The organism is Pseudomonas sp. FP597 (genome assembly GCF_030687435.1).
Taxonomy (GTDB): domain Bacteria; phylum Pseudomonadota; class Gammaproteobacteria; order Pseudomonadales; family Pseudomonadaceae; genus Aquipseudomonas; species Aquipseudomonas lactucae.
Genome location: NZ_CP117432.1, coordinates 4,096,023 through 4,120,208, shown reverse-complemented (window position 1 = coordinate 4,120,208; position 24,186 = coordinate 4,096,023). Strand labels below are relative to the sequence as shown.

Genomic DNA, 24,186 nt, shown 5'->3' with positions numbered 1-24,186 from the left:
GCTAGCACTGTTGCGCTGCTAAGGTCTGGGAACGACTCGCGCTGCACAGGTTCGTACCCATACGAACGCCATCGTTTAAATGGCGCCCAGGGAGATTTACCGTATGCCTGACACTTCGACTGCCATTGCTGAAATTCGCCTGCTCAACAGCGGCTATTCGCGCGAGGCCCGTTCCCTGTTGTACCAGGCCTATCGGCACGAGCCGACGTTCGCCTACATTTTCGAGGCCGAGCGCGCCGGCTATGAACAGCGGGTACGCGCCACCGTGCGCGAGCTGGTCAAGCAGCATTTTTTCCAGAAACTGCCGGCCATCGGCCTGTTCGTCAATGACCGATTGATCGGCATCGCCCTGATCGCTCCGCCGCAACGACGCCTGGGGATTACCGAGAGCTGGGCCTGGCAATTGCGCATGTGGCTGAGCACTGGCGTGCGCGGTACGCGGCGGTATCTGGACTACCATCACGCGGTCATGGCGTGCCTGCCCGGTGAGTCGGTGCATGTGCTGCCGTTGCTGGGCATCCATCCGCAATTCCAGGGCAAGCACTACGGTGAGCAGCTGCTGGAAGCGGTGCACAACTGGTGCGCCGAAGACCCGCATTCCTCCGGCGTGGTGTTGGATACGGGGAATTCACGTTATCTGGACTTCTATAAGCGTCAGGGCTACGAGGAAATCGGTGAAGTTGCTGTAGGGCCTATCCTGGAGCACGTGTTTTTTCATCCCAATCCGCAGCCGTCACAGACAGCGACGGCTTAAGACAGAATTATTCAGACAATTCTCAGTTCAAAGAGTCCCCCCAGCTCTGTAGCATCCGCGCCTATGAAATTTCCAGGAAGATACACCAGCGGCTTGGTTCTGCTGTTTATAAGCTGCGGCGTAGTGGCGCAAAGTGAATTGGACGTGCGGATCAAGCCCTCGAACGACGCGCTGAAAGCCAACATCGAAGGCTACATCGGTGGGGTGGGCGATCGTGATGAAGAAGCCTTGCTGCGGTTCAGCCATGGCGCCGAGGAGCAGGCGCGCAAAGCGGCCCAGGCCTTGGGCTTCTATCAGCCACGCATCGACAGCGATGTGAAGGGCGGCAAGAACCCGCGCCTGATCCTCAACATCGACCCCGGCGAACCGGTGCATTTGCGCGACGTAACCATTCGGGTCGACGGCCCTGCGGCGAACCTCAAGGCGTTTCGCGTGCCCGCCAGTGACGAGCTCAAATCCGGTGCCGTGCTCAACCACGGCCATTACGAAGAGGCCAAGCGGCTGATCCAGAACCAGGCCTCGCGCTATGGTTTTTTCAGCGGGCGTTTTACCAGCCAGAAACTCGCGGTGGACCCCCAGGCGGGCGTCGCCGATATCGAACTGGTGTACGACAGCGGCCCGCGCTACACCCTGGGCAAGGTCAACTTCGCCGGCGACACACCGTTCGACGAAGACCTGTTGCAGCGCATGGTGCCGTTCAAGGCCGGCGAGCCCTACGATTCCGAACTGATCGCCGAACTCAACCAGAACCTGCAGGCCAGCGGTTTTTTCGAAGGCGTGCGCGTGGATGCCGCGCCGGCTGCGTCGGCCAACGATGTGATCCCGGTGGCCGTGCGCCTGGAAACCCGCAAACCACGCACCATGGGCCTGGGCCTGGGGTTTTCCACCGACGTCGGCCCACGGGGCAAGGCCAACTGGACCCGGCACTGGGTCAACCCTCAGGGCCACAGCTACGGTTGGGAAACCGAGTTGTCGGCGCCACGGCAGAACGTCGGGCTGTGGTACGACATTCCGCTCGACCCACCGATTACCGACAAACTGCGGTTCGCCGGTGGCTACCAGAATGAAGAACTGGCCGGTACCGACACCTTGAGTAAATTGCTCACCGTGGGCCCGGAATGGCACAGCAAATTACCCAGCGGCTGGACCCGGGTGATCTCGCTCAAGTACCAGCGTGAAGAATATCGCCTGGGCAATGACTCGGGCCTGAGTAACCTGGTGATGCCGGGAATCAGCTATTCCTACCTGCGCAGCGACAACCGCATCGACCCCCACCACGGCTACCGTCTGCAATTCGACACCAAAGTGGCCAAGGAAGGCTTGGGCTCGGACACCAACCTGCTTTACGGCACGGCCATGGTCAAGGGCCTCACCACCCTGTGGGACAACCACCGTTTCCTGGCACGGGCGCAGGTCGGCGGCAGCGCCACCAATGGCTACAAGTCGGTACCGCCGTCGCTGCGTTTCTTTGCCGGTGGCGACCAGAGCGTGCGCGGCTACGAGTACCAGACCCTGTCACCGGAGAACGACCGTGGGGATCGCATCGGTGGGCGCTACATGGTGGCCTTGAGCGCCGAGTATCAATATTCCATCGCCGAGAAATGGCGGATCGCGACCTTTATCGACCAGGGTAACTCCTTCAACAATCTGGAGCTGCCCAGTCTGAAAACCGGCGTGGGTGTCGGCCTGCGCTGGGTGTCGCCGGTCGGTCCGATCCGCCTCGACCTGGCCCATGCCCTGGACGAACCGGGCGGCGTTCGTTTGCACTTTTCCATGGGGCCTGAGCTGTGATGCGCGGTTTGAAAATAGCGGGACTCGCCGTGCTGGCTGTCCTGGTTTTACTGTTATTGGCGCTGTGGACGGTGCTGGGTAGCCAGGCCGGCAGTCGCTGGGCCTTGAATCAGGTGCCGGGCTTGAGCGTGGAAAATTTCCAGGGCCATCTGGGAGGCCAGTGGCGTGCCGATCATCTGCTGTGGCAGCAAGACAGCAGCCGTGTCGAGCTTAAAGCGCCAGTATTCGATTGGTCGCCGGCCTGCCTGATGCACATGACCCTGTGCGTCAATCGGTTGGATGTGGAACAGGTCAGCCTGCAGTTTCCACCGAGTACCGAAGACAGCGGCGGCCCTATCACGTTGCCGGATCTTGAATTGCCGGTTGCCCTCCAGTTGGGCGACATTCGCATCGGTAGCCTGCTGTTTAACGGCAGCGAAGAACTCAAGGGCCTGCAACTGGCGGCGCATTGGACCGCCGCCGGCCTGCAGATCGATTCGGTGCACCTGCAACGGGACGATTTGGTGCTGGACCTGGCCGGCCTGCTGCAACCCACTGGCCAGTGGCCGCTGACCGTCAGCGGCAACCTGAGCCTGCCTTATGCACCCGGCGGCGCGCCGTGGAACGTCGCACTCAAGGTCGATGGCGACCTGCTCAAGACCCTCAAGCTCGACGCCGACAGCAGCGGCTATTTCCCAGCCAGGCTTAGCGGCGAGTTGCAGCCGCTGGTGGAAAACCTCCCGGCCTCCGTGCACATCACCGCCGATGGCTTCAAGCCCAGCGCCGAGTTGCCCGACACCCTGCAACTCAACCAGCTCGATCTCACCGCCAAAGGCGACCTGAAAAACGGTTACCAATTGCTCGGAAAGGCCGTGCTGCCGGCGGAAAAAGGCCCGGTGGACCTGTTGCTGCAAGGCAAGGTCGACGCCAACGGCGCGCAGATTGCCGGCCTGGACCTGACGGCCGGCGACAAGCAGAGCCTCAAGCTCGCGGCCCAGCTGGATTGGCAACAAGGCTTCAGTGCCGACGCCAGGATCGATTGGCTCGACTTCCCGTGGCATCGCCTCTATCCGGTGATTGACGAGCCGCAGGTTGCATTGCGTACGTTCACGGGTGAAATTTCCTATAAAGACGGCAACTACCTGGGCAATCTCAAGGCCGACCTCGACGGCCCGGCGGGCAAATTCAATGTGGTCACGCCGTTCAGTGGCGACCTCACGCAGATCTTCCTGCCCGAACTCAAACTGACTGCCGGTCAGGGCAAGGCCGAAGGGCACCTGAACCTGCAGTTCGCCGATGGCATCGTCTGGGACACCGCGCTGGACCTGTCGGCGCTGAACCCGGCGTACTGGGTGGCCGAGTTGCCTGGCACCCTGGCCGGCCCGCTGCGCAGCAAGGGTGAGTTCAAGCATGAACAACTCAAGCTCAACGCCGACCTCGACCTCAAGGGTCGCCTGCGTGGGCAAACCGCGGTGTTCGCCGCCAAGGCCGACGGCGAGGGCGAGCAGTGGACCCTGGCCAACCTGGATATCCGCCTGGGTGACAACCGCATCAACGGCAGCGGCAGCCTGCAACAGCGCCTGGCCGGGCGGATCGACATCAAACTTGCGCGCCTGGCCCAGCTATGGCCGCAATTGCGCGGCCAGGTCAACGGTCGCCTCGACGTGGCCGGCAGCCTCAAGGCGCCACACGGCAAACTCGACCTCAAGGGCCAGCAACTGGCGTTCGCCGACAACCGCCTGCAAAGCCTGAGCCTCGGCGCCACCCTGGATAACGCCCAGCGCGCGAGCATCGAACTCAAGGGCAGCGGCATCCAGAGCGGCGACACCCAGGTCGGCACCCTCACGGCCAGCGCCCAGGGCGATATCAAGCATCAAAAAGTCCAACTGGACCTCGCCGGGCCGTTGGTCAAGCTGGCCCTGGCCCTGGACGGCAACCTCGACAAAGGCAACTGGCGCGGACGCCTGGCCAGCGGTGACGTACAAGCCGGTGGCCAGGACTGGAGATTGCAGGCCCCGGCGAAGATCGAGCGCCTGGCCGACGGCAAGCTGACCTTTGCCGCCCATTGCTGGGTCTCCGGCGCGGCCAGCCTGTGCGGCGAAGACCAACGGCTGATGCCGGAACCCCGGTTGCGCTACCACCTCAAGCAATTCCCCCTCGACAGCCTGGCGGCGTTTTTGCCCAAAGACTTCGCCTGGCAGGGCAAGCTCAATGCCGACCTGCAGCTGGACCTGCCCGACAGTGGCCCCAAAGGTCTGGTCTCGGTGGATGCCGGTGGCGGCACCTTGCGCGTCAAGGACAAGGACCAGTGGCTGGATTTCCCCTATGACACGCTCAAGCTGGAAACCACCCTCAATCCCAAACGCATCGATGCCCAGTTGAACTTTCGCGGTGGCAAACTCGGTGAATTGCTGTTGCAGGCGCAGATCAACCCGCTGCCGAAGAACAAGCCGATCACTGGTAATTTCAGCCTTACCGGCCTCGACCTTGCCGTGGCGCGACCGTTTGTGCCGATGGTGGAAACCCTCAGCGGCAAACTCAACGGCAATGGGCGCATCTCTGGCGGCCTGCTGGCGCCCCAGGTCAACGGCAGCGTGAACCTGATCGGCGGCGAAGTCTCCGGGCCCGAACTGCCGGTCAGTTTCGAAGGCCTGAACGTGCAGGCGCAGATCGCCGGCGACGGCGTCCAGCTCAACGGTGGCTGGCGCAGCGGCAAGGCCGGGCGGGGCAGCCTCAAGGGGCGGATCGACTGGGGCCAGGCCCTGGCGGTAGACCTGAGCCTGCAAGGCGCGTACTTGCCAGTGACGGTGGAGCCTTACGCCGAGCTGGAAGTGGCGCCAGACCTGAAGATCACCCTCAAGGACGACAAACTGGCGATTGCCGGCAAGGTACAGATCCCGCGAGGCAACATCACCGTGCGCGAACTGCCGCCATCGACCGTCAAGGTCTCGGATGACACCGTGATCATCGGCAGCCAGACCGAAGAGGGCAAGCCGCCGATGGCCATGGCGATGGATATCGACGTGGCAGTGGGCGACGACCAGCTCAACTTCGCAGGCTTCGGCCTCACCGCCAAGGTGCAGGGCCATGTGCATATCGGCGACAACCTGGACACCCGTGGCGAGTTGTGGCTCAACGACGGCCGCTACCGCGCCTACGGTCAGAAACTCGACGTACGCCGTGCGCGCCTGCTGTTCGCCGGGCCCCTGGACCAGCCGTACCTGGATATCGAAGCTATCCGCAAGGCCGACGACGTGGTGGCCGGTATCCGTCTTAGCGGCAGCGCCGAACACCCCACCACGCAAATCTTCTCGGAACCGGCCATGAGCCAGGAGCAGGCGCTGTCCTACCTGGTGTTGGGGCGCCCGCTGAGCACCACCGGCGAAGACAACAACATGCTCGCCCAGGCCGCCCTGGGCCTGGGCTTGATGGGCAGCGCCGGGGTCACGTCCGACCTGGCCAAGAACCTGGGCATCCAGGATTTTGAACTCGATGCCCAGGGCAGCGGCAACAACACCGCGGTGGTGGCCAGCGGCAAGATTACCGAGAAGCTCAGCCTGCGTTACGGGGTAGGGGTGTTCGAGCCGGCCAGCACCATTGCCTTGCGCTACCTGCTGAGCAAGAAGGTCTACCTGGAAGTGGCCAGTGGCGTGGCCAACTCGCTGGATATCTTCTACAAGCGGGATTTTTGATCCTGTCGCGGTAAAAAATGTGGGAGGGGCACCGCCCCCCCCACATTGTTCGGTATTTCCTCTTTCCTGAACAAATACCAAGCAACCTAATTATTCCATTTGACTTTCGCTGCCTAGGCAGTAACATCTCGTCATACATTCACTGCCTAGGCAGTAATAAGGTGACTTCCGATGCCCCACTTCACCCCGGACAACTTCCATAACTGCCACCTCGGCCTATTGCTCGGCCGCGCCGCGATCCTCAAGGACCGCATCATCGACACCCATATGGAACCCCACGGCATCACCGCCGCGCAGTTCAAGGTGTTGATCATCATGGCGCAATTCGGTGTCGACACCCCGGCGGAGCTGTGCCGCCACCTGTCGCTGGACAGCGGCTCGATGACCCGCATGCTCGACCGGCTGGAGCAAAAAGACCTGCTCAGCCGCAAGCGCTCGGAACTCGACCGTCGCCAAGTGCAGTTGGTGTTGACCCCTGACGGTCAGCGCCTGGCGGACCTGCTGCCGTTCATCGGCGCCCAGGCGTTGAACCAGTTGGCCGGCGTACTGGAGCCGGGCGAGCTGGAAACCCTGGAGCGGATCCTCAAGAAAATTCTGATAGCTGCCGGTGACCCCATCACTATCCAGCGGGTAGGTAATAAATGAATACACGTGCCCTTTGCTTGGTGCTCGCGGCCATGAGCCTGGCCGGTTGCGCCAACTACAGCGGCCTTGACACCCAGGGCCAGCGCCTCGACGCCAACACGCTGCAGACCGGCAAGTCCCTGAGTGGCGTGGCCTTGTCGCCCGCCGCCTGGCCGGCGGCCGATTGGTGGAAAAGCCTCGGCGACCCACAACTCGATGGCTTGATCCGCGAAGCCCTGCAAAACAGCCCCGACATGCAAGTGGCCGACGCCCGTGCCCATCAGGCCCAGGCGGCTGCCTATGCCGCGAACGCTGCGCGCATGCCGACGCTGGACGCCAGCGCCGGTGTCAGCCGTTCGCGTCTGGCCAGGGACCAGGACCCGCGAGGCGAGGGCGATGCCTATTCCACCGTGCGCAATATCAGCGCCAGCTTCAATTACACCTTCGACCTCTGGGGCGGCCAGCGCGCCACCTGGGAAGCCGCGCTGGGCCAGGCCCGCGCCGCCGAAGTCGACCAACAGGCCGCGCGCCTGACCCTCGCCGCCGACGTGGCCAAGGCCTACAGCGACCTGGGCCAGGCGCACATCGTGCGTGACCTGGCCGCCGATGACCTCAAGCGCACCCGGCAAATGCTCGACTTGAGCAAGCGCCGCCTGGATTCAGGCATCGACAGCCACTACCAGTACCAGCAGACCGAGAGCCTGGAAGCCAGCTCACAGTCGCAACTGATCGACGCGGAAAAACAACTGCAGAGCGCCAGGATTGCCTTGGCGGTGTTGCTGGGCAAAGGTCCGGATCGCGGCAATGAACTGGCGCGCCCCAATGTGTTGAGACCTGCCGCCGTCGCCGTGCCTTCGGTGCTGCCCGCCGAACTGCTGGGCCGTCGTCCTGACCTGATCGCCGCGCGCTGGCGAGTCGAGGCCGCGAGCAAGGACATCGCCGCCAGCAAGACGCGCTTCTACCCCAATCTCAACTTGAGCGCGAGCGCCGGGGCCGAGTCGTTGCTGGGGGATGCGATGTTTGGCTCGGCTAGTCGCTTCTTCAATATTGCACCCACTGTTTCGCTGCCGATCTTCGACGGCGGTCGCCTGCGCGCCGACCTCGATGCCCGCGACGCGGACTACGACCTGGCCGTGGCGCAGTACAACAAAACCCTGGTGCAAGCCCTGGGCGACATCGGCGACACCCTGTCGCAACTGCGCGAAACCGGCCGGCAGATCCAGGCCCAGCAACACGCGACCGACATTGCCCAGCAGTCCTACGACACCGTGGTTCAGCGCTATGGCTCCGGAATCGGTAGCTACCTGGACGTGCTCAGCATCGAGCAGCAACTGCTGCAGGCCCAGCGTCAGCTGGCGAGCCTGAATGCCGGGCAGATCACGCTGTCGATCCAATTGATGCAGGCCCTGGGCGGCGGCTTCAACGCCGACAACGTGGCATCGACCACCCCAGCCACACGCACCGAATAATTCGAGGTATTTGTCATGGCCACTGCCGAAAACACCAACGCAACTGAACAACCGACAGACAACAACCCGCGCAAACGCAAAGTCATGCTGATCGGTCTTGCACTGGTCGTCATCCTCGGCGCCGTCGGCGTATGGGGCTGGTATGAGTTTTACGGGCGCTTCAACGAAAGCACCGACGATGCCTATGTAAACGGCAACGTGGTGGAAATCACCCCGCTGGTCACCGGCACCGTGGTCAGCATCGGCGCCGATGATGGCGACCTGGTCCATGAAGGCCAGGTGCTGGTCAATTTCGACCCCAACGATGCCGCGGTCGGTCTGCAAAGCGCCCAGGCCAACCTGGCGCGCACCGTGCGCCAGGTGCGGGGCTTGTACAGTAATGTCGACGGCATGAAAGCTCAGGTCAATGCACAGAAAGCCGACGTGCAAACCGCCCAGGACAACTACAACCGTCGTAAAACCCTGGCCCAGGGCGGGGCGATTTCCCAGGAAGAACTGTCCCACGCCCGTGACAGTCTGACCGCCGCGAAGAACGCGCTGACCAACCTTGAGCAGCAACTCAAGACCAGCAATGCCCTGGTGGATGACACGGTGATTTCGTCTCACCCCGATGTGCAGGCCGCCGCCGCGCAACTGCGCCAAGCCTACCTGACCAATGCCCGCAGCACCCTGATCGCGCCGGTGACCGGCTACGTGGCCAAGCGCACCGTGCAACTGGGCCAGCGCGTGCAGCCGGGCACCGCGTTGATGGCAGTGATCCCGCTGAACCAGTTGTGGATCGATGCCAACTTCAAGGAAACCCAGCTGCGCGACATGCGCATCGGCCAGCCGGTGGACATCGAGTCGGACATCTACGGCAGCGACGTGAAGTTCAGCGGCACCGTCGATAGCCTCGGCGCCGGTACCGGCAGTGCGTTTGCCCTGTTGCCTGCGCAGAACGCCACCGGTAACTGGATCAAGATCGTGCAGCGTGTACCGGTGCGCATCCACATCAATGCCGAAGAATTGGCCAAGCACCCGTTGCGGGTGGGCTTGAGCACGGTGGTCAATGTGAACCTGCACGACCAGAGCGGCCCGGTACTGGCGCAACAACCGCCGCAAAAAGCCTCGTTCACCACCAACGTGTATGACCGCCAATTGGCCGAGGCTGACGCCATGATCACCCAGTTGATCCATGACAACAGCGTCGCCGCTCCCAAGGCTGTGCAACGCTGATGAGCAATAACGCCTCGTTCACGCCACCCAGCCTGTTGATGGCCACCATTGGCCTGTCGCTGGCGACCTTTATGCAGGTGCTCGACACCACCATCGCCAACGTGGCGTTGCCGACCATCTCCGGCAACCTGGGCGTGAGTTCGGAGCAGGGCACCTGGGTGATCACCTCGTTTGCGGTGAGCAACGCCATTGCCTTGCCGCTCACCGGCTGGCTGAGCCGGCGCTTTGGCGAGGTGAAGCTGTTTCTGTGGGCAACCGTACTGTTTGTGCTGGCCTCGTTCCTCTGCGGTATTTCCACCTCGATGCCCGAGCTGATCGGCTTTCGGGTGCTGCAAGGCCTGGTCGCCGGGCCGTTGTACCCAATGACCCAAACCTTGCTGATCGCGGTGTATCCGCCCGCCAGGCGCGGCATGGCCCTGGCGTTGCTGGCGATGGTCACGGTGGTGGCGCCGATTGCCGGCCCTATTCTTGGCGGCTGGATCACCGACAGCTACAGCTGGCCGTGGATCTTCTTTATCAACGTCCCCATCGGCATCTTTGCGGCGATGGTGGTGCGTTCGCAGTTGAAGAAACGCCCGGTAGTCACCAGCTATCAGCCGATGGATTACGTGGGCTTGTTGAGCCTGATCGTCGGCGTCGGCGCTTTGCAGATCATCCTCGACAAGGGCAATGACCTGGACTGGTTCGAATCCAATTTCATCCTCATCGGCGCGGCGATTTCGGCGATTGCCCTGGCGGTCTTCGTGATCTGGGAAATGACCGACAAGCACCCGGTGGTCAATCTGCGCCTGTTTGCCTACCGCAACTTTCGCATCGGCACCATCGTGTTGATCGGCGGCTATGCGGGTTTCTTCGGCATCAACCTGATCCTGCCGCAGTGGTTGCAGACCCAGATGGGCTACACCGCCACCTGGGCCGGGCTGGCGGTGGCGCCAATCGGTATTCTGCCGGTGCTGATGTCGCCGTTCGTGGGTAAATACGCGCACAAGTTCGACCTGCGCCTGCTGGCGGGGCTGTCGTTCCTGGCGATGGGTTTAAGTTGCTTCATGCGCGCCGGTTTCACTAACGAGGTGGACTTTACCCACATCGCCCTGGTGCAGCTGTTCATGGGCATCGGCGTGGCGCTGTTCTTCATGCCGACCTTGAGCATCCTGATGTCCGACCTGCCGCCGCAGCAGATTGCCGACGGCGCCGGCCTGGCCACTTTCCTGCGGACCCTGGGCGGCAGCTTTGCGGCGTCGCTCACCACCTGGATCTGGATCCGCCGGGCCGACCAGCACCATGCCTACATGAGCGAGAACATGACCGTCTATGACTCGGCCACGCGCGATGCCTTGCAGGCGCTGGGTGGGGCAGGGCAGAAGGCGTATTCCCAGCTGGATCAGATTCTCACCAGCCAGGCGTACATGATGTCCACCGTGGATTACTTCACGTTGATGGGGTGGATCTTCGCCGGGTTGATGCTGCTGGTGTGGCTGGCCAAGCCGCCGTTTACCGCGAAGGCGGGGCCTGCGGCTTCAGGTCACTGACCGCTGAAGCGTGGAATGGGATCACTGTGGGAGGGAGCAAGTCGAATCGTCGCACCGCCCCTCCCACATTTGGATCTCTGTTCACATTTGAACGACGGTGTACTCGAGTCAGGCGCCAGGCAAAGCCAACTGCGGGTTCACAAAATCAAACGCCGCCAACGCGAACCCCTGCTCATCCACCTGCAACGCCCAACCCTGCTTGTCCCAATCCCCCAGCACGATGCGCTTGGCCGCCTGGTCGCCAATCTGCAGCTTATGGATCGCCGGGCGGTGGGTGTGGCCGTGGACCAGGGTGCGCACGCCAAAATGCTGCATCACCCGTGGCACTTCCTCGGGCGTCACGTCGACAATGTCGTTGGCCTTCATGCGTGTTTGCGCGCGGCTTTCACTGCGCAGCTTGCGCGCCAGCTTGTGCCGGGTGCGCAGCGGCAGGTGACGCAGGATAAACAGCACGATCGGGTTACGCAGGATGCGCCGCAGCTTCATATAGCCGAGGTCGCGGGTGCAGAGGCTGTCGCCGTGCATCAACAGCACGGGTTCGCCGTAAAACTGCACGACACTCGGGTCCTTGAGCAAGGTAGCGCCTGCGGCTTTGCAGAACGCCTTGCCGATCAGGAAATCGCGGTTGCCGTGCATGAGGAAAATCGGGGTGCCACTGTCGCTCAGTTCGCGTAAAGCTTCACAAATCGAACGCTGGAACGCGGTCATCCCATCGTCGCCAATCCAGGCTTCAAAAAAGTCCCCCAGAATGTACAACGCCTGGGCACCACGGGCGCGGCCGTGGAGCAGATCCAGAAACGCCCGGGTGATGTCCGGGCGCTCCTCTTCCAGATGCAAGTCTGAAATCAGCAATATCACCCAACGATCTCGGCTTTCTCGACGATCACGTCTTCGGCTGGAACGTCCTGGTGACCGGCTTTGGACGTGGTGGACACGCCTTTGATCTTGTCGACAACGTCAGTGCCTTCGGTGACTTTACCGAACACCGCGTAGCCCCAACCCTGCACGTTCTTGCCGCTGTGGTTCAGGAAGGCGTTGTCGGCGACGTTGATGAAGAACTGCGCGGAGGCCGAATGCGGCTCCATGGTACGGGCCATGGCGACGGTGTACTTGTCGTTGGAAAGACCGTTGTCCGCTTCGTTCTGGATGCTTGGGCGCTTGTCTTTCTTTTCCTTCATGCCAGGCTCGAAACCGCCGCCCTGGATCATGAAGTTGCCGATGACACGGTGGAAAACGGTGTTTTCGTAGTGGCCGGCTTTGACGTACTCGATGAAGTTGGCGACGGTGATCGGCGCTTTCTCGGCGTTCAGCTCGATGACGATGTCACCGTGGTTGGTGGTCAGTTTGACTTGAGTCATGTTCACTACTCTTTTCAGGGAATTCGTGGGTTTGGGCGAATAAACGCTTTACCTGTCTGGCTAAACGGCGGCCAAGGCGCGCAGTTTAGCGTGCCTGCCAGGAATTTCGAGGTGGTTTTTTACCGCCCCACTCGTTAAAAGGGTAATTAAACAGCAGTTTTTGGTCCCGGCCTGTCAGTGTCTTGACAGCATCAGCTATGATATCGCCTTTGTTTTGTCTGGCCCCCACCGGCCACGAACCTGTCTGTTCAAGGATCCTATGAGCAAGCCCACTGTCGACCCTACCTCGAATTCCAAGGCCGGACCTGCCGTCCCGGTCAATTTCCTGCGCCCGATCATCCAGGCGGACCTGGATTCGGGCAAGCACACGCAGATCGTCACCCGTTTCCCGCCAGAGCCCAACGGCTACCTGCACATCGGTCACGCCAAGTCGATCTGTGTGAACTTCGGCCTGGCCCAGGAGTTCGGTGGCGTCACGCACCTGCGTTTCGACGACACCAACCCGGCCAAGGAAGACCAGGAATACATCGACGCGATCGAAAGCGACGTGAAGTGGCTGGGCTTCGAATGGTCCGGTGAAGTGCGCTATGCCTCGCAGTACTTCGACCAGTTGCACGACTGGGCCGTCGAGCTGATCAAGGCCGGCAAGGCCTACGTCGACGACTTGAGCCCCGAACAGGCCAAGGAATACCGTGGCACCCTCACCGAACCGGGCAAGAACAGCCCGTTCCGTGACCGCTCGGTGGAGGAGAACCTCGATTGGTTCGCCCGCATGCGCGCCGGTGAGTTCCCGGACGGCGCCCGCGTGTTGCGCGCCAAGATCGACATGGCCTCGCCGAACATGAACCTGCGCGACCCGATCATGTACCGCATCCGCCATGCCCACCACCACCAGACCGGTGACAAGTGGTGCATCTACCCCAACTACGACTTCACCCACGGTCAGTCGGACGCCATCGAAGGCATCACCCACTCCATCTGCACGCTGGAGTTCGAAAGCCATCGCCCGCTGTACGAGTGGTTCCTGAGCAACCTGCCGGTGCCGGCCCAGCCGCGCCAGTACGAGTTCAGCCGTCTGAACCTGAACTACACCATCACCAGTAAGCGCAAGCTCAAGCAACTGGTCGATGAAAAGCACGTGCATGGCTGGGACGACCCGCGCATGTCGACGCTGTCGGGCTTCCGCCGTCGCGGCTACACCCCGGCGTCGATCCGTAACTTCTGCGACATGGTCGGCACCAACCGTTCCGACGGCGTGGTCGATTTCGGCATGCTCGAATTCAGCATCCGCCAGGACCTCGATGCGAACGCGCCGCGCGCCATGTGCGTGCTGCGTCCGTTGAAAGTCGTGATCACCAACTACCCGGAAGGTCAGGTCGAACATCTCGAACTGCCGCGTCATCCGCAGAAAGAAGAACTCGGCGTGCGCAAGCTGCCGTTCGCCCGTGAAATCTACATCGACCGCGATGACTTCATGGAAGAGCCGCCGAAGGGTTACAAGCGCCTGGAGCCCAATGGCGAAGTGCGCCTGCGCGGCAGCTACGTGATCCGTGCCGATGAAGCGATCAAGGACGCCGATGGCAATATCGTCGAACTGCGCTGCTCGTACGATCCGGACACCCTGGGCAAGAACCCGGAAGGCCGCAAGGTCAAGGGCGTGGTTCACTGGGTGCCGGCCGCGGCCAGCATCGAGTGCGAAGTGCGCCTGTACGATCGTCTGTTCCGCTCGGCCAACCCCGAGAAGGCCGAAGACAGCGCGAGTTTCCTCGACAACATCAACCCTGACTCCCTGCAAGTGCTCACTGGTTGTCGTGCCGAGCCATCGCTTGGCGACGCACAGCCGGAAGACCGTTTCCAGTTCGAGCGCGAAGGTTACTTCTGCGCGGATATCAAGGACTCCAAACCTGGTCATCCGGTATTCAACCGTACCGTGACCTTGCGTGATTCGTGGGGCCAGTGATTCTGTTTAAGGAACTGTCGTGCTAACGATCTACAACACACTCAGCAAGACCAAAGAAGTCTTCAAGCCGCTCGATGGCAACAAAGTGCGCATGTACGTGTGCGGCATGACCGTGTACGACTACTGCCACATCGGCCACGGCCGCAGCATGGTTGCCTTCGATCTGGTGACCCGCTGGTTGCGCTTCAGCGGCTATGACTTGACGTACGTGCGCAACATCACCGACATCGACGACAAGATCATCAACCGCGCCAACGAAAACGGCGAGGCGTTCGACGCGCTCACCGAGCGCATGATCGCCGCGATGCATGAGGACGAGGCCCGCCTCAACATCCTCAAGCCGGACATGGAACCGCGCGCCACGGACCACATCCCTGGCATGCACGCGATGATCCAGACCCTGATCGACAAGGGTTACGCCTACGCCCCAGGCAACGGCGACGTGTACTACCGCGTCGCCAAGTTCATGGGTTACGGCAAGCTGTCGCGCAAGAAGATCGAAGACCTGCGCATCGGCGCGCGCATCGAAGTCGACGAAGCCAAGCAGGACCCGCTCGACTTTGTGCTGTGGAAAGGCACCAAGCCGGGCGAGCCGAGCTGGGAATCGCCGTGGGGCGCCGGGCGTCCGGGTTGGCACATCGAGTGCTCGGTGATGTCCACCTGCTGCCTGGGCGAGACCTTCGACATTCATGGCGGCGGCAGCGACCTGGAGTTTCCGCACCACGAAAACGAAATCGCCCAGAGCGAAGCCGCCACCGGCAAGACCTACGCCAACGCCTGGATGCACTGCGGCATGATCCGCATCAATGGCGAGAAGATGTCCAAGTCCTTGAACAACTTCTTCACCATCCGCGACGTGCTGGAAAAGTACCACCCGGAAGTGGTGCGTTACCTGCTGGTGTCGAGCCACTACCGCAGCGCCATCAACTACTCGGAAGACAACCTCAAGGACGCCAAGGGCGCCCTGGAGCGGTTCTACCACGCGTTGAAAGGCCTTCCCGCAGTTGCACCGGCTGGCGGCGAAGCGTTCGTGGCACGCTTCACCGAAGTCATGAACGATGACTTCGGCACCCCCGAAGCCTGCGCGGTGCTGTTCGAAATGGTGCGCGAGATCAACCGCCTGCGCGAGAGCGACCTCGACGCGGCGGCGGGCCTGGCGGCACGCCTGAAAGAACTGGCCAGCGTGCTGGGCGTGCTGCAGATGGAAGCCGACGACTTCCTGCAAGCCGGCGCCGAAGGGCGTGTGGATGCGGCGCAAGTGGAGGCGCTGATCCAGGCGCGTCTGGCGGCTCGTACCAATAAAGACTGGGCGGAATCCGACCGTATCCGCGACCAACTGACCGCGATGGGTGTGGTGTTGGAAGACGGCAAGGGTGGGACGACGTGGCGGTTGGCTGATCAGGCCTGATTGGTAAACCCTGAATGAAAAACGCCCCGACTGGTTCGGGGCGTTTTTTTGCACACTGTTTTAGTGAGCGGCTCACCCGATCCAGCGCCATCGGGGGCAAACCCTCTCTCACGTTTTGGCCCAATCTTCGATCTCAGAATCTTGAAACCGGGATGAATCCAACGGTGGATTCGGACTGTCTTTAATCATGGCGAAGCTCCTAGAGTATTGGAGCCACCACCCATCGCTGCGAAACAATTTTAGGGTGGCAGCTGTACGCAGGTTCGCAGGCCGGGACTCTAGGCACCCGACATACCCGAAGGTATCCCGCGCACAGCCGCCATAATCCTTTTTGTACGCTTGGACGCTAATGTTAATTTAATCCTCGCGTGCAACAACCGAGCTTCGCCCTGATGCCATTCATTCAAAAAGTAGAAGGGGTAAACAGTAACTGTGTTCCCCTTAACTAACTGGAATCAGTCGTTACGCCCACTTTTTGTAGTGCGAGGTTGTATGCGAAATTGGTTGATCCGTTACCGTTACGCAATCATTTTCTGGTTGTGCTTCGGCGTTTTTCGTACCTCGCTGGCTGACTGGAATCCCATTCCCTCCGGCTCCATGCGCCCGACCTTGCTGGAAGGCGATGTGGTGCTGGTCAACCGCGTGGCCTACGACCTCAAGGTGCCGCTCACGGATATTTCCCTGACCAAGCTCGATAGTCCCCGGCGCGGCGATGTGGTCACCTTCTCGTCGCCGAAGGATGGCATGCGTCTGATCAAGCGGATCGTCGGCATCCCCGGGGACACCCTGGAAATGAAAGATGAGGTGTTGTGGGTCAACGGCGTACCGGCTACCTACAGTGACGCGCAGGACATCAGCGAGCCCATCGTGCCTGGCCATACGGTTCCCGGCATCAAGCTGATCGAGCGAGCGGACAGCAGTCAGCGCACTGTGCAGTTCATGCCGACGGTGCGGGCGTTACGCGATTTCGGCCCGGTCACGGTGCCTGCCGACAATTACTTCATGCTAGGGGACAACCGCGACAACAGCGATGACTCCCGTTACATCGGATTCGTGCCTCGTCGGTTGTTGATCGGGCACGCGCACCATGTGCTCGCGTCGGCGAACATTCTTGATCACTGGAGGCCGCGCTTAAGCAGATTTGGCACGCCGATTTTGTAATCGGTAGACTCAAGCCAACTCATGACGAAAATGGCAGTGATTAAAATGGATTGTATTCTCTTCAGCGCTCAGCGGCGGCTGCTGACTTCGGCGGGTACGTCGTCACCGGCCATGCGTTTGCGGAACAGCGCCGTACGGGCCAGCAGCAACGTAGTCACCGGCACGGTGATCGCCAGCAAAATCGGTATCAACCACCCGTGCAGCACCGGCCCGGACTTGAGTACCGAAAAGTAGATAATCGACGCCAACGCCACGCACCACGCGCCCAACGTCGAGGCCAGGGCCGGCGGATGCATACGCTGGAAAAAGTCTTTCAGCCGCAGCAGCCCAATCGCGCCTATCAGCGCAAACACACTGCTGAGCACCAGCAGCACCGCGACAATCACTTCGATCCACAACGGCATCATTCAATCACCTCCCCACGCAGCAGGAATTTGGCCAGGGCAAACGAGCCGACGAAGCCGAACAGCGCGATCAACAGCGCCGCTTCAAAGTAGGTGTCACTGGCATACCGAATGCCCAACACCAGCATCATCAGCATGGCCAGGATGTAGAGGTAGTCCAGCGCCAAGACCCGGTCCTGGGCCGACGGGCCTTTGAACAGGCGGATCAGGGTCAGCACCATGGCCACCGAGAACAGGAACAGGCTGAACAGGATCGCATTGGCGAGCAGGGCGCTCATTCGAAGATCTCCATCAGGGGCCGTTCGTAGGCGCTTTTGAAATGTTCGATGAAGGCCGCTTCGTCATCCAGATCGAAGACGTGCAACAGCAGGATGCTACGGTCCAGCGCCAGTTCGGACCAGATCGTACCGGGCACCACGGTGGTAATCATCGACAGCGCCGCCAAGCCGTTGGCGTCACGCAGGTCCAGGGGGATCTTGATAAAGCGCGAACGCGGCGGGCGGGCGCCGCAGACCAGCACACCCCAGGCCACTTGCAGGTTGGACACGATCACATCGCGGCCGACCAAAAAGAACAGGCGGATGATCACACCGGGGCGGCGGATGCGGATCGGCAGCGGGCGCAGCGGTGCCATCAGCAGCGGCGCGAGAAACCCCAGCAGTGCGCCCAGCAACAGGTTGCCGGGGCTGACCGACAGGTTCAGCACCAGCCACAGTACCGCCAGTGCCAGCGACAACCACGGCGCAGGGAACAGGCGCTTCATGGTTGCACCTCCAGGATGGCGGTCTTGGCTTCGGGACTCGGAATCGGGCGCGTTGCCATCACCGCCATCACATAGCGTTCCGGGTTGTTCAGGCTGTCGGCGGTGGCCTGGGTGTAGCGCATCAACGGCTCGGCCTTGAACGTCAGCAGGATGCTCAGGCCCAGCAGGAAGAAGATCGGCACGCACTCGTAGCGACGCAGCAAGGGCGAGGGGCGTTCTTCCGGGGTCCAGAAACGCTGGATGCCCAACCGTGCGAAGGCGATCAGCGACGCCAGGCCGGACACAATCAGCAGTGCCACCAGACACCAGGCCGCCGGACGGATCGGTTCATCGATGCCGACGCCCAGACCCAACGGATTGACCAGCGCACTCAACAGGCTGAGCTTGCCGATAAAACCGGACAACGGCGGCATGCCGATGATCAGCAGCGCGCAGGCGATAAAGCTCAAGCCCAGGAACGCCATGGTCCAGGGGATCACCTGGCCGACCACGGCTTTCTGTTCGTCATCCAGATTCACGCCTGGCCGTGGATGCAGCGATTCCATGGCCTTGGGCAGCGCATCGATTTCTTCATCCAGCGGCAGGTCGTTGGCCGAGCGTGAGCGTTCGATCAACTCGGCCAGCAGGAACAGCGCGCTCAATGCCAGGGTGGAGCTGACCAGATAAAACAACGCCCCCGCCGTCAGGCTCGGCTGGGCAAAACCCACCGCCGACAGCAGGATCCCGGCGGAGACCAGAATGCTCAAGCTGGCCATGCGCTCCAGGCGTTGCGCTGCAAGCATTGCCAGTGCCGCGCAGACGATGGTCGCCATGCCGCCATACACCAGCCAGTCGCCGCCAAACAGCGCCGACGCACCGGCCTGGCCGGAGAACAGCAGGGTCCACAAACGCAGCACGGTGTACACGCCGACCTTGGTCATGATCGCAAACATCGCCGCCACCGGTGCGCTGGCCGAGGAATAGGCGGGCGCCAGCCAGAAGTTCAGCGGCCACATGCCGGCCTTGGCCAGGAACGCCGTTGCCAGGATCGCCGCACCCGCATGCAGCAGGCCACGGTCCGCTTCGGGCACCAGCGGGATTTTCAGCGCCAGGTCGGCAAAATTCAGCGTGCCGGTGACGCCATAGATCATCGCCGCGCCAATCAGGAACAGCGACGACGCCAGCAGGTTGATCGCGATGTAATGCAGCCCCGCCGACACCCGCGCGCGGCCGGAACCGTGCAGCATCAAACCGTAGGACGCCGCCAGCAGCACTTCGAAAAACACGAACAGGTTGAACAGATCGGCGGTGAGAAAGGCGCCATACAGGCCCATCATCTGGATCTGGAACAGCGCATGGAAGCTGGTGCCGGCACGGTCCCAGCGGGCCATGGCGAACAGCAGCGCGCTCACGCCGATGATCCCGGTGAGCACCAGCATCAGCGCCGAGAGTTGGTCCACCACCAGCACGATGCCGAACGGCACCTGCCAGTTGCCCGGCAGGTACACGCCAATCGAACCGGGGCCGTCCTGTTGCGTCCAGTACAGCAGCAACACGGCAATGCCCAGGCCGATCAGGCTGGAGAACAGGTTGATCCTGGCTTTGAGCGGACGACGTTTTTCGCCGAGCATCAGCATCAGCGCGGCGGTCAGCAACGGCAGCAGGATCGGCGCGACGATCAGTTGATTGATCCCACTCATTCCTTGGGCTCCCGGCCATCCACATGGTCCGTCCCGGTCAAGCCCCGAGAGGCCAGCAGCACCACCAGGAACAGCGCGGTCATGGCGAAGCTGATCACGATGGCCGTCAGCACCAGGGCCTGGGGCAGCGGGTCGGTGTAGTTGAGCAAGTCTTGCGGCACGCCGTCCTTGATGATCGGCTCTTTGCCGATGAACAGGCTGCCCATGCTGAAAATGAACAGGTTGACGCCATACGACAACAGGCACAGGCCCATCACCACCTGGAACGTCCGCGGGCGCAGGATCAACCACACGCCCGAGGCCGCCAGGACCCCAATGGCAATTGCGATGACTTCTTCCATCAGGCGGCTCCTTCTGTGGCGGCAACGGCTTTGGGCTGGTTGCCCGGTTTGTGCGCGCGCACCGATTGGTGGCCGAGGGCAGTGAGCATCAGCAGCGTCGAGCCCACCACCATGGCGTACACGCCGACATCGAAGAACAATGCGCTGGCGATATGAATATCCCCCAGCAGCGGCAGGCTTAAATGCCAGGTGTGGGTGGTGAGGAACGGGTACCCGACAAACAGCGCGCCGAGCCCGGTGAGGGTCGCCGACAGCAGGCCGAAGCCCATCCAGCGCATTGGCCGCAGGCTCATCTGCGCCTCGACCCATTGGGTGCCGGCAACCATGTATTGCAGGATAAACGCCACCGACATCACCAGCCCCGCGACAAAACCGCCGCCCGGTTGGTTGTGGCCGCGCATGAACAGGTAGAACGACACCACCAACGCAATCGGCAGCAGCAGGCGCACCAGCACCGCCGGCACCATCATGAAGCCCAACGCGGTGTCATTGGCCTGGCGCGGGTTGACCAGGTCGGTGGCCACGTCCGGCGCCAGTTGGCGCTGTTGCGCGGGCAGTTGCATGCTTTCCTTCGAGGGGCGGAAGCGGCGCAGCAGGGCGTAGACCGTGAGCGCCACGGCGCCGAGTACGGTGATTTCGCCCAGGGTATCGAAGCCACGGAAGTCCACCAGCATCACGTTCACCACATTGCTGCCGCCGCCTTCGGGCAGGGCGCGGCTCAAGTAGAACGAGGAGATATCGTTGGGGGTCTGGCGCGTCAGCATCGCATAGGACAGCAACGCCATGCCGCCACCGACCACGGTGGACAGCAGGAAGTCACGCAGGCGACGGATACGTGCCTTGCGCAACGAGCTGGGCAGTGGCGAGACTTCTTCGATCCGTCGTGGCAGCCAGCGCAGGCCGAGCAGGATCAGCACCGTAGTGACGACTTCCACGACCAACTGGGTCAGCGCCAGGTCCGGCGCCGAGAACCACACGAAGGTGACGCAGGTCATCAGGCCGCACACGCTGACCATGGTCAGGGCCGCCAGTCGGTGGTATTTGGCTTGCCAGGCGGCGCCCAGGGCACAGGCAATCGCCAGCAGCCACAGGGTCACGAACACGACGGAACCGGGGATCTTCGGCCGGTCACCCCAGGTGAGGCCACTGTTGAACATCGGGATCATGGCGCCGATCACTGCAACGATCACCAGCAGGAACAACTGGGTCTGCAGGCGCTTGGTGCTGATGCGTTTTTCGATCTTGTGCACCCCGCGCATCATCACCACCAGGCAGCGTTCGAAACCGCGTTTGCCGTTGAAATAGCTGATGACCGGCGGGTATTTGAAGCGACCACGCTTGAGCTGCTTGCGCAGCATCAGGTAAAGCACCACGCCGCCGGTCATGGCCACCAGGCTCATGATCATCGGCGCGTTCCAGCCGTGCCAGATCGCCAGGCTGTACTGCGGCAGGACGCCGCCGACCACCGGCAACGCGGCGGCGGCGAGGATCGAACCGACCACCTGGGCCGGGAAGATCCCCACCAGCAGGCAGGTGAATACCAGCAGCTCAACCGGCGCACGCATCCAGCGTGGGGGTTCGTGGGGCGTGTGCGGCAGGTCGGTGGCGGGCGGGCCGAAGAACACATCCACGGTAAAGCGCAGGGCATAGGCCACGCTGAAGGTGCCGGCAATGGTCGCGATCACCGGCAGGGCGATTTCCACCCATTTTGTCGCCGAGATAAACACCGTTTCGGCGAAGAACATCTCTTTGGACAGGAAACCATTGAGCAACGGCACGCCGGCCATGGAGGCGCTGGCCACCATCGCCAGGGTCGCGGTAAACGGGATCAGCCGCACCAGGCCGCTGAGCTTGCGGATATCGCGGGTGCCGCTTTCGTGGTCGATGATGCCCGCCGCCATGAACAGCGAGGCCTTGAAGGTGGCGTGGTTGAGGATATGGAACACCGCCGCGACGGCGGCCAGCGGGCTGTTGAGCCCCAGCAGCAAGGTGATCAGCCCGAGGTGACTGATCGTGGAGTAGGCCAGCAGGCCCTTGAGATCGTTTTGGAACATGGCGCAGTAAGCACCGAGGAGGAGGGTGAGGGCGCCGGCCCCGCCGACGATCCAGAACCATTCTTCGCTGCCCGACAGCGACGGCCACAGGCGGGCCAGCAGGAACACGCCGGCCTTCACCATCGTCGCCGAATGCAGATAGGCCGAAACCGGCGTCGGCGCCGCCATGGCGTGGGGCAGCCAGAAATGGAACGGGAACTGCGCGCTCTTGCTCAACGCGCCGATCAGCACCAGGGCCAGCATCACCGGGTACAGCGAGTGCGCGCGAATCTGATCGCCCGCCGCCAGCACCTGCTCCAGGTCATAGCTGCCGACGATATGCCCCAGCAGCATCACCCCCGCCAGCAGGCACAAACCGCCCGCGCCGGTGACCATCAACGCCATATAGGCACCGCGTCGCGCATCCGCGCGGTGGTGCCAATAGCCGATCAGCAAGAACGAGAACAGACTGGTCAGTTCCCAGAAGAACACGATCTGCACCAGGTTGCCGGAGATCACCAGCCCGAGCATGGCGCCCATGAAGGCCAGGAAAAACGCGAAGAAACGCGGCACCGGATCTTCCGGCGACATGTAGTAACGCGCATACAGCGACACCAGCGTGCCGATGCCCAGCACCAGCATCGAGAACAACCAGGCGAAGCCATCCATGCGCAGCACGAAGTTCAGCCCCAGGCTGGGCAACCACATGAATTCTTCGCGGATCACGCCGCCATAGGCGACCTGGGGGTAGAGCAGGGCAACTTGAACAGTCCCCACCAGCGCCACGAGGCCGGCCAGCAGGGATTCGGTATTACGTGCGTTGTGCGGCAGCAAGGCCGCCAGACAGCTGCCGATAAAAGGCAGAAGCAGTAGAACTATCAGGGACATAGGCTTCTAATCTGCGGGAGTTTGGGATGCATCATACGTGCCGCTTTCTCGATCACCAAACGGCAAGATGTGGCAGGATCCTACAAGGTAGGACGAAAACTCCTATTTGGCACTGTTTCAAAATTCGCAGAATTGGAATGCCGACCCCTGTGGGAGCAGGGCTTGCCCGCGAAGGCAATATTACAGGCACCACAGTATCTGGAGGCTATCCCTGACGCTTTTGTTCCAACGCATCGGCCAGGTCAACCGCCTTCTGCCCTTTTGTTTTCATCTCACTCACAATCACCGCCAGCACAATCAACACCGCCCCCAGCATCGCAATCGGCGGGAAGCGCTCGCCGGCAATCCGCCCCACCACGCCGGCCCATACCGGCTCACCGGCATAAATCAACGTGGCTCGCGTGGGCGAAACGCTCTGCTGTGCCCAGTTCATCGCCACCTGGATCACCGCGCTGGTCAAGCCCAGGCCCACCGCACTGAACAGCAGCAACCAGGAGAACCCCGGCAGTGCCTCGCCCATCGGCACGACCATCAGGAACGACAGCAGCGATGCCGTGGCCAGTTGCACCACGGTGACGCGGCGTACATCCACCTGCCCGGCAAATGCGCTGATCAGGATGATTTCCGCGGCAATCGCGATGGCGCCGATCAAGGTCGCGATTTCGCCGGGGCTGAAATTCAGCGATGCTCCGGTCGGCCCCGTCAACAGCATCAACCCGGCAAACGCCAGCATGATGCCGATGCTGGGCATCAAGCCCGGACGACGTCCCAGCACCAGCCATTGCAGCAACGGCACGAACGGCACATAGAGCGCGGTGATGAACGCCGACTGGCTGCTCAGGATGGTTTGCAGGCCGATGGTCTGCAGGCCGTAGCCGAACATGATCGCCACGCCGATAAATACCCCGGCCTTCAGCTCGAACAGGGTCAGGTCGCGCAGGGTGCGCAGGGAAAAGAACCCCACCACAATCGCCGCCGCCGCAAAGCGCAGGCCCACGAAAAACATCGGCCCGCTGACGGTCATGGCATGCTGTACCAGCAAAAACGTACCGCCCCAGATCATGGTGATAAACACCAGGATGCATTCGGCTTTGCTGAAGCGGTTGAAACGCGAAGGGGAGGTCGGGGCAGTCATGGC

General features: G+C 62.0%; 19 protein-coding genes. 10 read left to right on the top strand and 9 right to left on the bottom strand.

What is annotated here, in order from left to right:
• Positions 1-103 precede the first annotated feature (103 nt).
• The 7 genes from PSH66_RS18680 (at position 104) to PSH66_RS18650 (ending at position 11,053) form a co-directional block, all read left to right on the top strand.
• Positions 104-754 carry an N-acetyltransferase gene (locus tag PSH66_RS18680; RefSeq protein ID WP_003174780.1) on the top strand — a complete coding sequence of 217 codons (651 nt, stop codon included), beginning with the start codon at positions 104-106 and terminating at the stop codon, positions 752-754.
• A 63-nt stretch (positions 755-817) separates the two neighbouring features.
• Positions 818-2,545 carry an autotransporter assembly complex family protein gene (locus PSH66_RS18675; RefSeq protein WP_141064886.1) on the top strand — a complete coding sequence of 576 codons (1,728 nt, stop codon included), beginning with the start codon at positions 818-820 and terminating at the stop codon, positions 2,543-2,545.
• Positions 2,545-6,216 carry a translocation/assembly module TamB domain-containing protein gene (locus tag PSH66_RS18670; protein WP_305427424.1) on the top strand — a complete coding sequence of 1,224 codons (3,672 nt, stop codon included), beginning with the start codon at positions 2,545-2,547 and terminating at the stop codon, positions 6,214-6,216. The genes PSH66_RS18675 and PSH66_RS18670 overlap by 1 nt, the downstream gene beginning before the upstream one ends.
• Before the next feature lie 171 nt (positions 6,217-6,387).
• Complete coding sequence (locus PSH66_RS18665; protein WP_003174777.1) at positions 6,388-6,861, top strand: MarR family winged helix-turn-helix transcriptional regulator; 474 nt, start codon at positions 6,388-6,390, stop codon at positions 6,859-6,861.
• The gene (locus PSH66_RS18660; RefSeq protein ID WP_305427423.1) at positions 6,858-8,309 is read left to right on the top strand and encodes an efflux transporter outer membrane subunit; all 1,452 of its coding nucleotides are present in this window, start codon (positions 6,858-6,860) and stop codon (positions 8,307-8,309) included. The genes PSH66_RS18665 and PSH66_RS18660 overlap by 4 nt, the downstream gene beginning before the upstream one ends.
• A gap of 15 nt (positions 8,310-8,324) precedes the next feature.
• The gene (locus PSH66_RS18655; protein WP_003174775.1) at positions 8,325-9,524 is read left to right on the top strand and encodes an efflux RND transporter periplasmic adaptor subunit; all 1,200 of its coding nucleotides are present in this window, start codon (positions 8,325-8,327) and stop codon (positions 9,522-9,524) included.
• Positions 9,524-11,053: a DHA2 family efflux MFS transporter permease subunit gene (locus PSH66_RS18650; RefSeq protein WP_141064889.1), complete on the top strand. Its 1,530-nt coding sequence runs from the start codon at positions 9,524-9,526 to the stop codon at positions 11,051-11,053. Before PSH66_RS18655 ends, PSH66_RS18650 begins: the two co-directional genes overlap by 1 nt.
• Before the next feature lie 108 nt (positions 11,054-11,161).
• Here PSH66_RS18650 and lpxH read toward each other — a convergent pair whose 3' ends face one another.
• Together lpxH and PSH66_RS18640 are read right to left on the bottom strand one after the other, a co-directional pair.
• Positions 11,162-11,911 carry a UDP-2,3-diacylglucosamine diphosphatase gene (gene lpxH, locus PSH66_RS18645; RefSeq protein ID WP_003174773.1) on the bottom strand — a complete coding sequence of 250 codons (750 nt, stop codon included), beginning with the start codon at positions 11,909-11,911 and terminating at the stop codon, positions 11,162-11,164.
• Positions 11,908-12,411, bottom strand: coding sequence for a peptidylprolyl isomerase (locus PSH66_RS18640; protein ID WP_003174772.1), 504 nt, complete (start codon positions 12,409-12,411; stop codon positions 11,908-11,910). The genes lpxH and PSH66_RS18640 overlap by 4 nt, the downstream gene beginning before the upstream one ends.
• Before the next feature lie 259 nt (positions 12,412-12,670).
• Between PSH66_RS18640 and PSH66_RS18635 the strand changes: the two genes are divergently transcribed.
• The 3 genes from PSH66_RS18635 to lepB all read left to right on the top strand — a co-directional run bounded on the left by PSH66_RS18635 (position 12,671) and on the right by lepB (position 16,940).
• On the top strand, positions 12,671-14,371 hold the full coding sequence (locus PSH66_RS18635) for a glutamine--tRNA ligase/YqeY domain fusion protein (protein WP_003174770.1): 1,701 nt from the start codon (positions 12,671-12,673) through the stop codon (positions 14,369-14,371).
• A 19-nt stretch (positions 14,372-14,390) separates the two neighbouring features.
• Positions 14,391-15,779, top strand: a complete 1,389-nt coding sequence (gene cysS / locus PSH66_RS18630; RefSeq protein WP_003174769.1) for a cysteine--tRNA ligase — start codon at positions 14,391-14,393, stop codon at positions 15,777-15,779.
• A gap of 492 nt (positions 15,780-16,271) precedes the next feature.
• A complete protein-coding gene (gene lepB, locus PSH66_RS18625; protein ID WP_042944947.1) occupies positions 16,272-16,940 on the top strand; it encodes a signal peptidase I in 669 nt (222 codons plus the stop codon).
• A 68-nt stretch (positions 16,941-17,008) separates the two neighbouring features.
• On the opposite strand, the gene PSH66_RS18620 is transcribed toward lepB, so the two are convergent.
• From PSH66_RS18620 to PSH66_RS18590, 7 genes are all read right to left on the bottom strand, one after another.
• Positions 17,009-17,347, bottom strand: a complete 339-nt coding sequence (locus PSH66_RS18620; protein WP_003174766.1) for a Na+/H+ antiporter subunit G — start codon at positions 17,345-17,347, stop codon at positions 17,009-17,011.
• Positions 17,344-17,622 (bottom strand): K+/H+ antiporter subunit F, encoded by a 279-nt coding sequence (locus PSH66_RS18615; protein WP_003174765.1) that lies wholly within the window; start codon positions 17,620-17,622, stop codon positions 17,344-17,346. The genes PSH66_RS18620 and PSH66_RS18615 overlap by 4 nt, the downstream gene beginning before the upstream one ends.
• On the bottom strand, positions 17,619-18,107 hold the full coding sequence (locus tag PSH66_RS18610) for a Na+/H+ antiporter subunit E (RefSeq protein ID WP_003174764.1): 489 nt from the start codon (positions 18,105-18,107) through the stop codon (positions 17,619-17,621). The genes PSH66_RS18615 and PSH66_RS18610 overlap by 4 nt, the downstream gene beginning before the upstream one ends.
• Entirely contained in the window at positions 18,104-19,786 is a 1,683-nt protein-coding gene (locus PSH66_RS18605; RefSeq protein WP_305427422.1) for a monovalent cation/H+ antiporter subunit D, read from the bottom strand. Before PSH66_RS18605 ends, PSH66_RS18610 begins: the two co-directional genes overlap by 4 nt.
• On the bottom strand, positions 19,783-20,127 hold the full coding sequence (locus tag PSH66_RS18600) for a Na+/H+ antiporter subunit C (protein WP_003192163.1): 345 nt from the start codon (positions 20,125-20,127) through the stop codon (positions 19,783-19,785). The genes PSH66_RS18605 and PSH66_RS18600 overlap by 4 nt, the downstream gene beginning before the upstream one ends.
• Entirely contained in the window at positions 20,127-23,048 is a 2,922-nt protein-coding gene (locus PSH66_RS18595) for a monovalent cation/H+ antiporter subunit A (protein WP_305427421.1), read from the bottom strand. Before PSH66_RS18595 ends, PSH66_RS18600 begins: the two co-directional genes overlap by 1 nt.
• A 205-nt stretch (positions 23,049-23,253) precedes the next feature.
• On the bottom strand, positions 23,254-24,183 hold the full coding sequence (locus PSH66_RS18590; protein WP_078733732.1) for a DMT family transporter: 930 nt from the start codon (positions 24,181-24,183) through the stop codon (positions 23,254-23,256).
• Between the last annotated feature and the right edge of the window lie 3 nt (positions 24,184-24,186).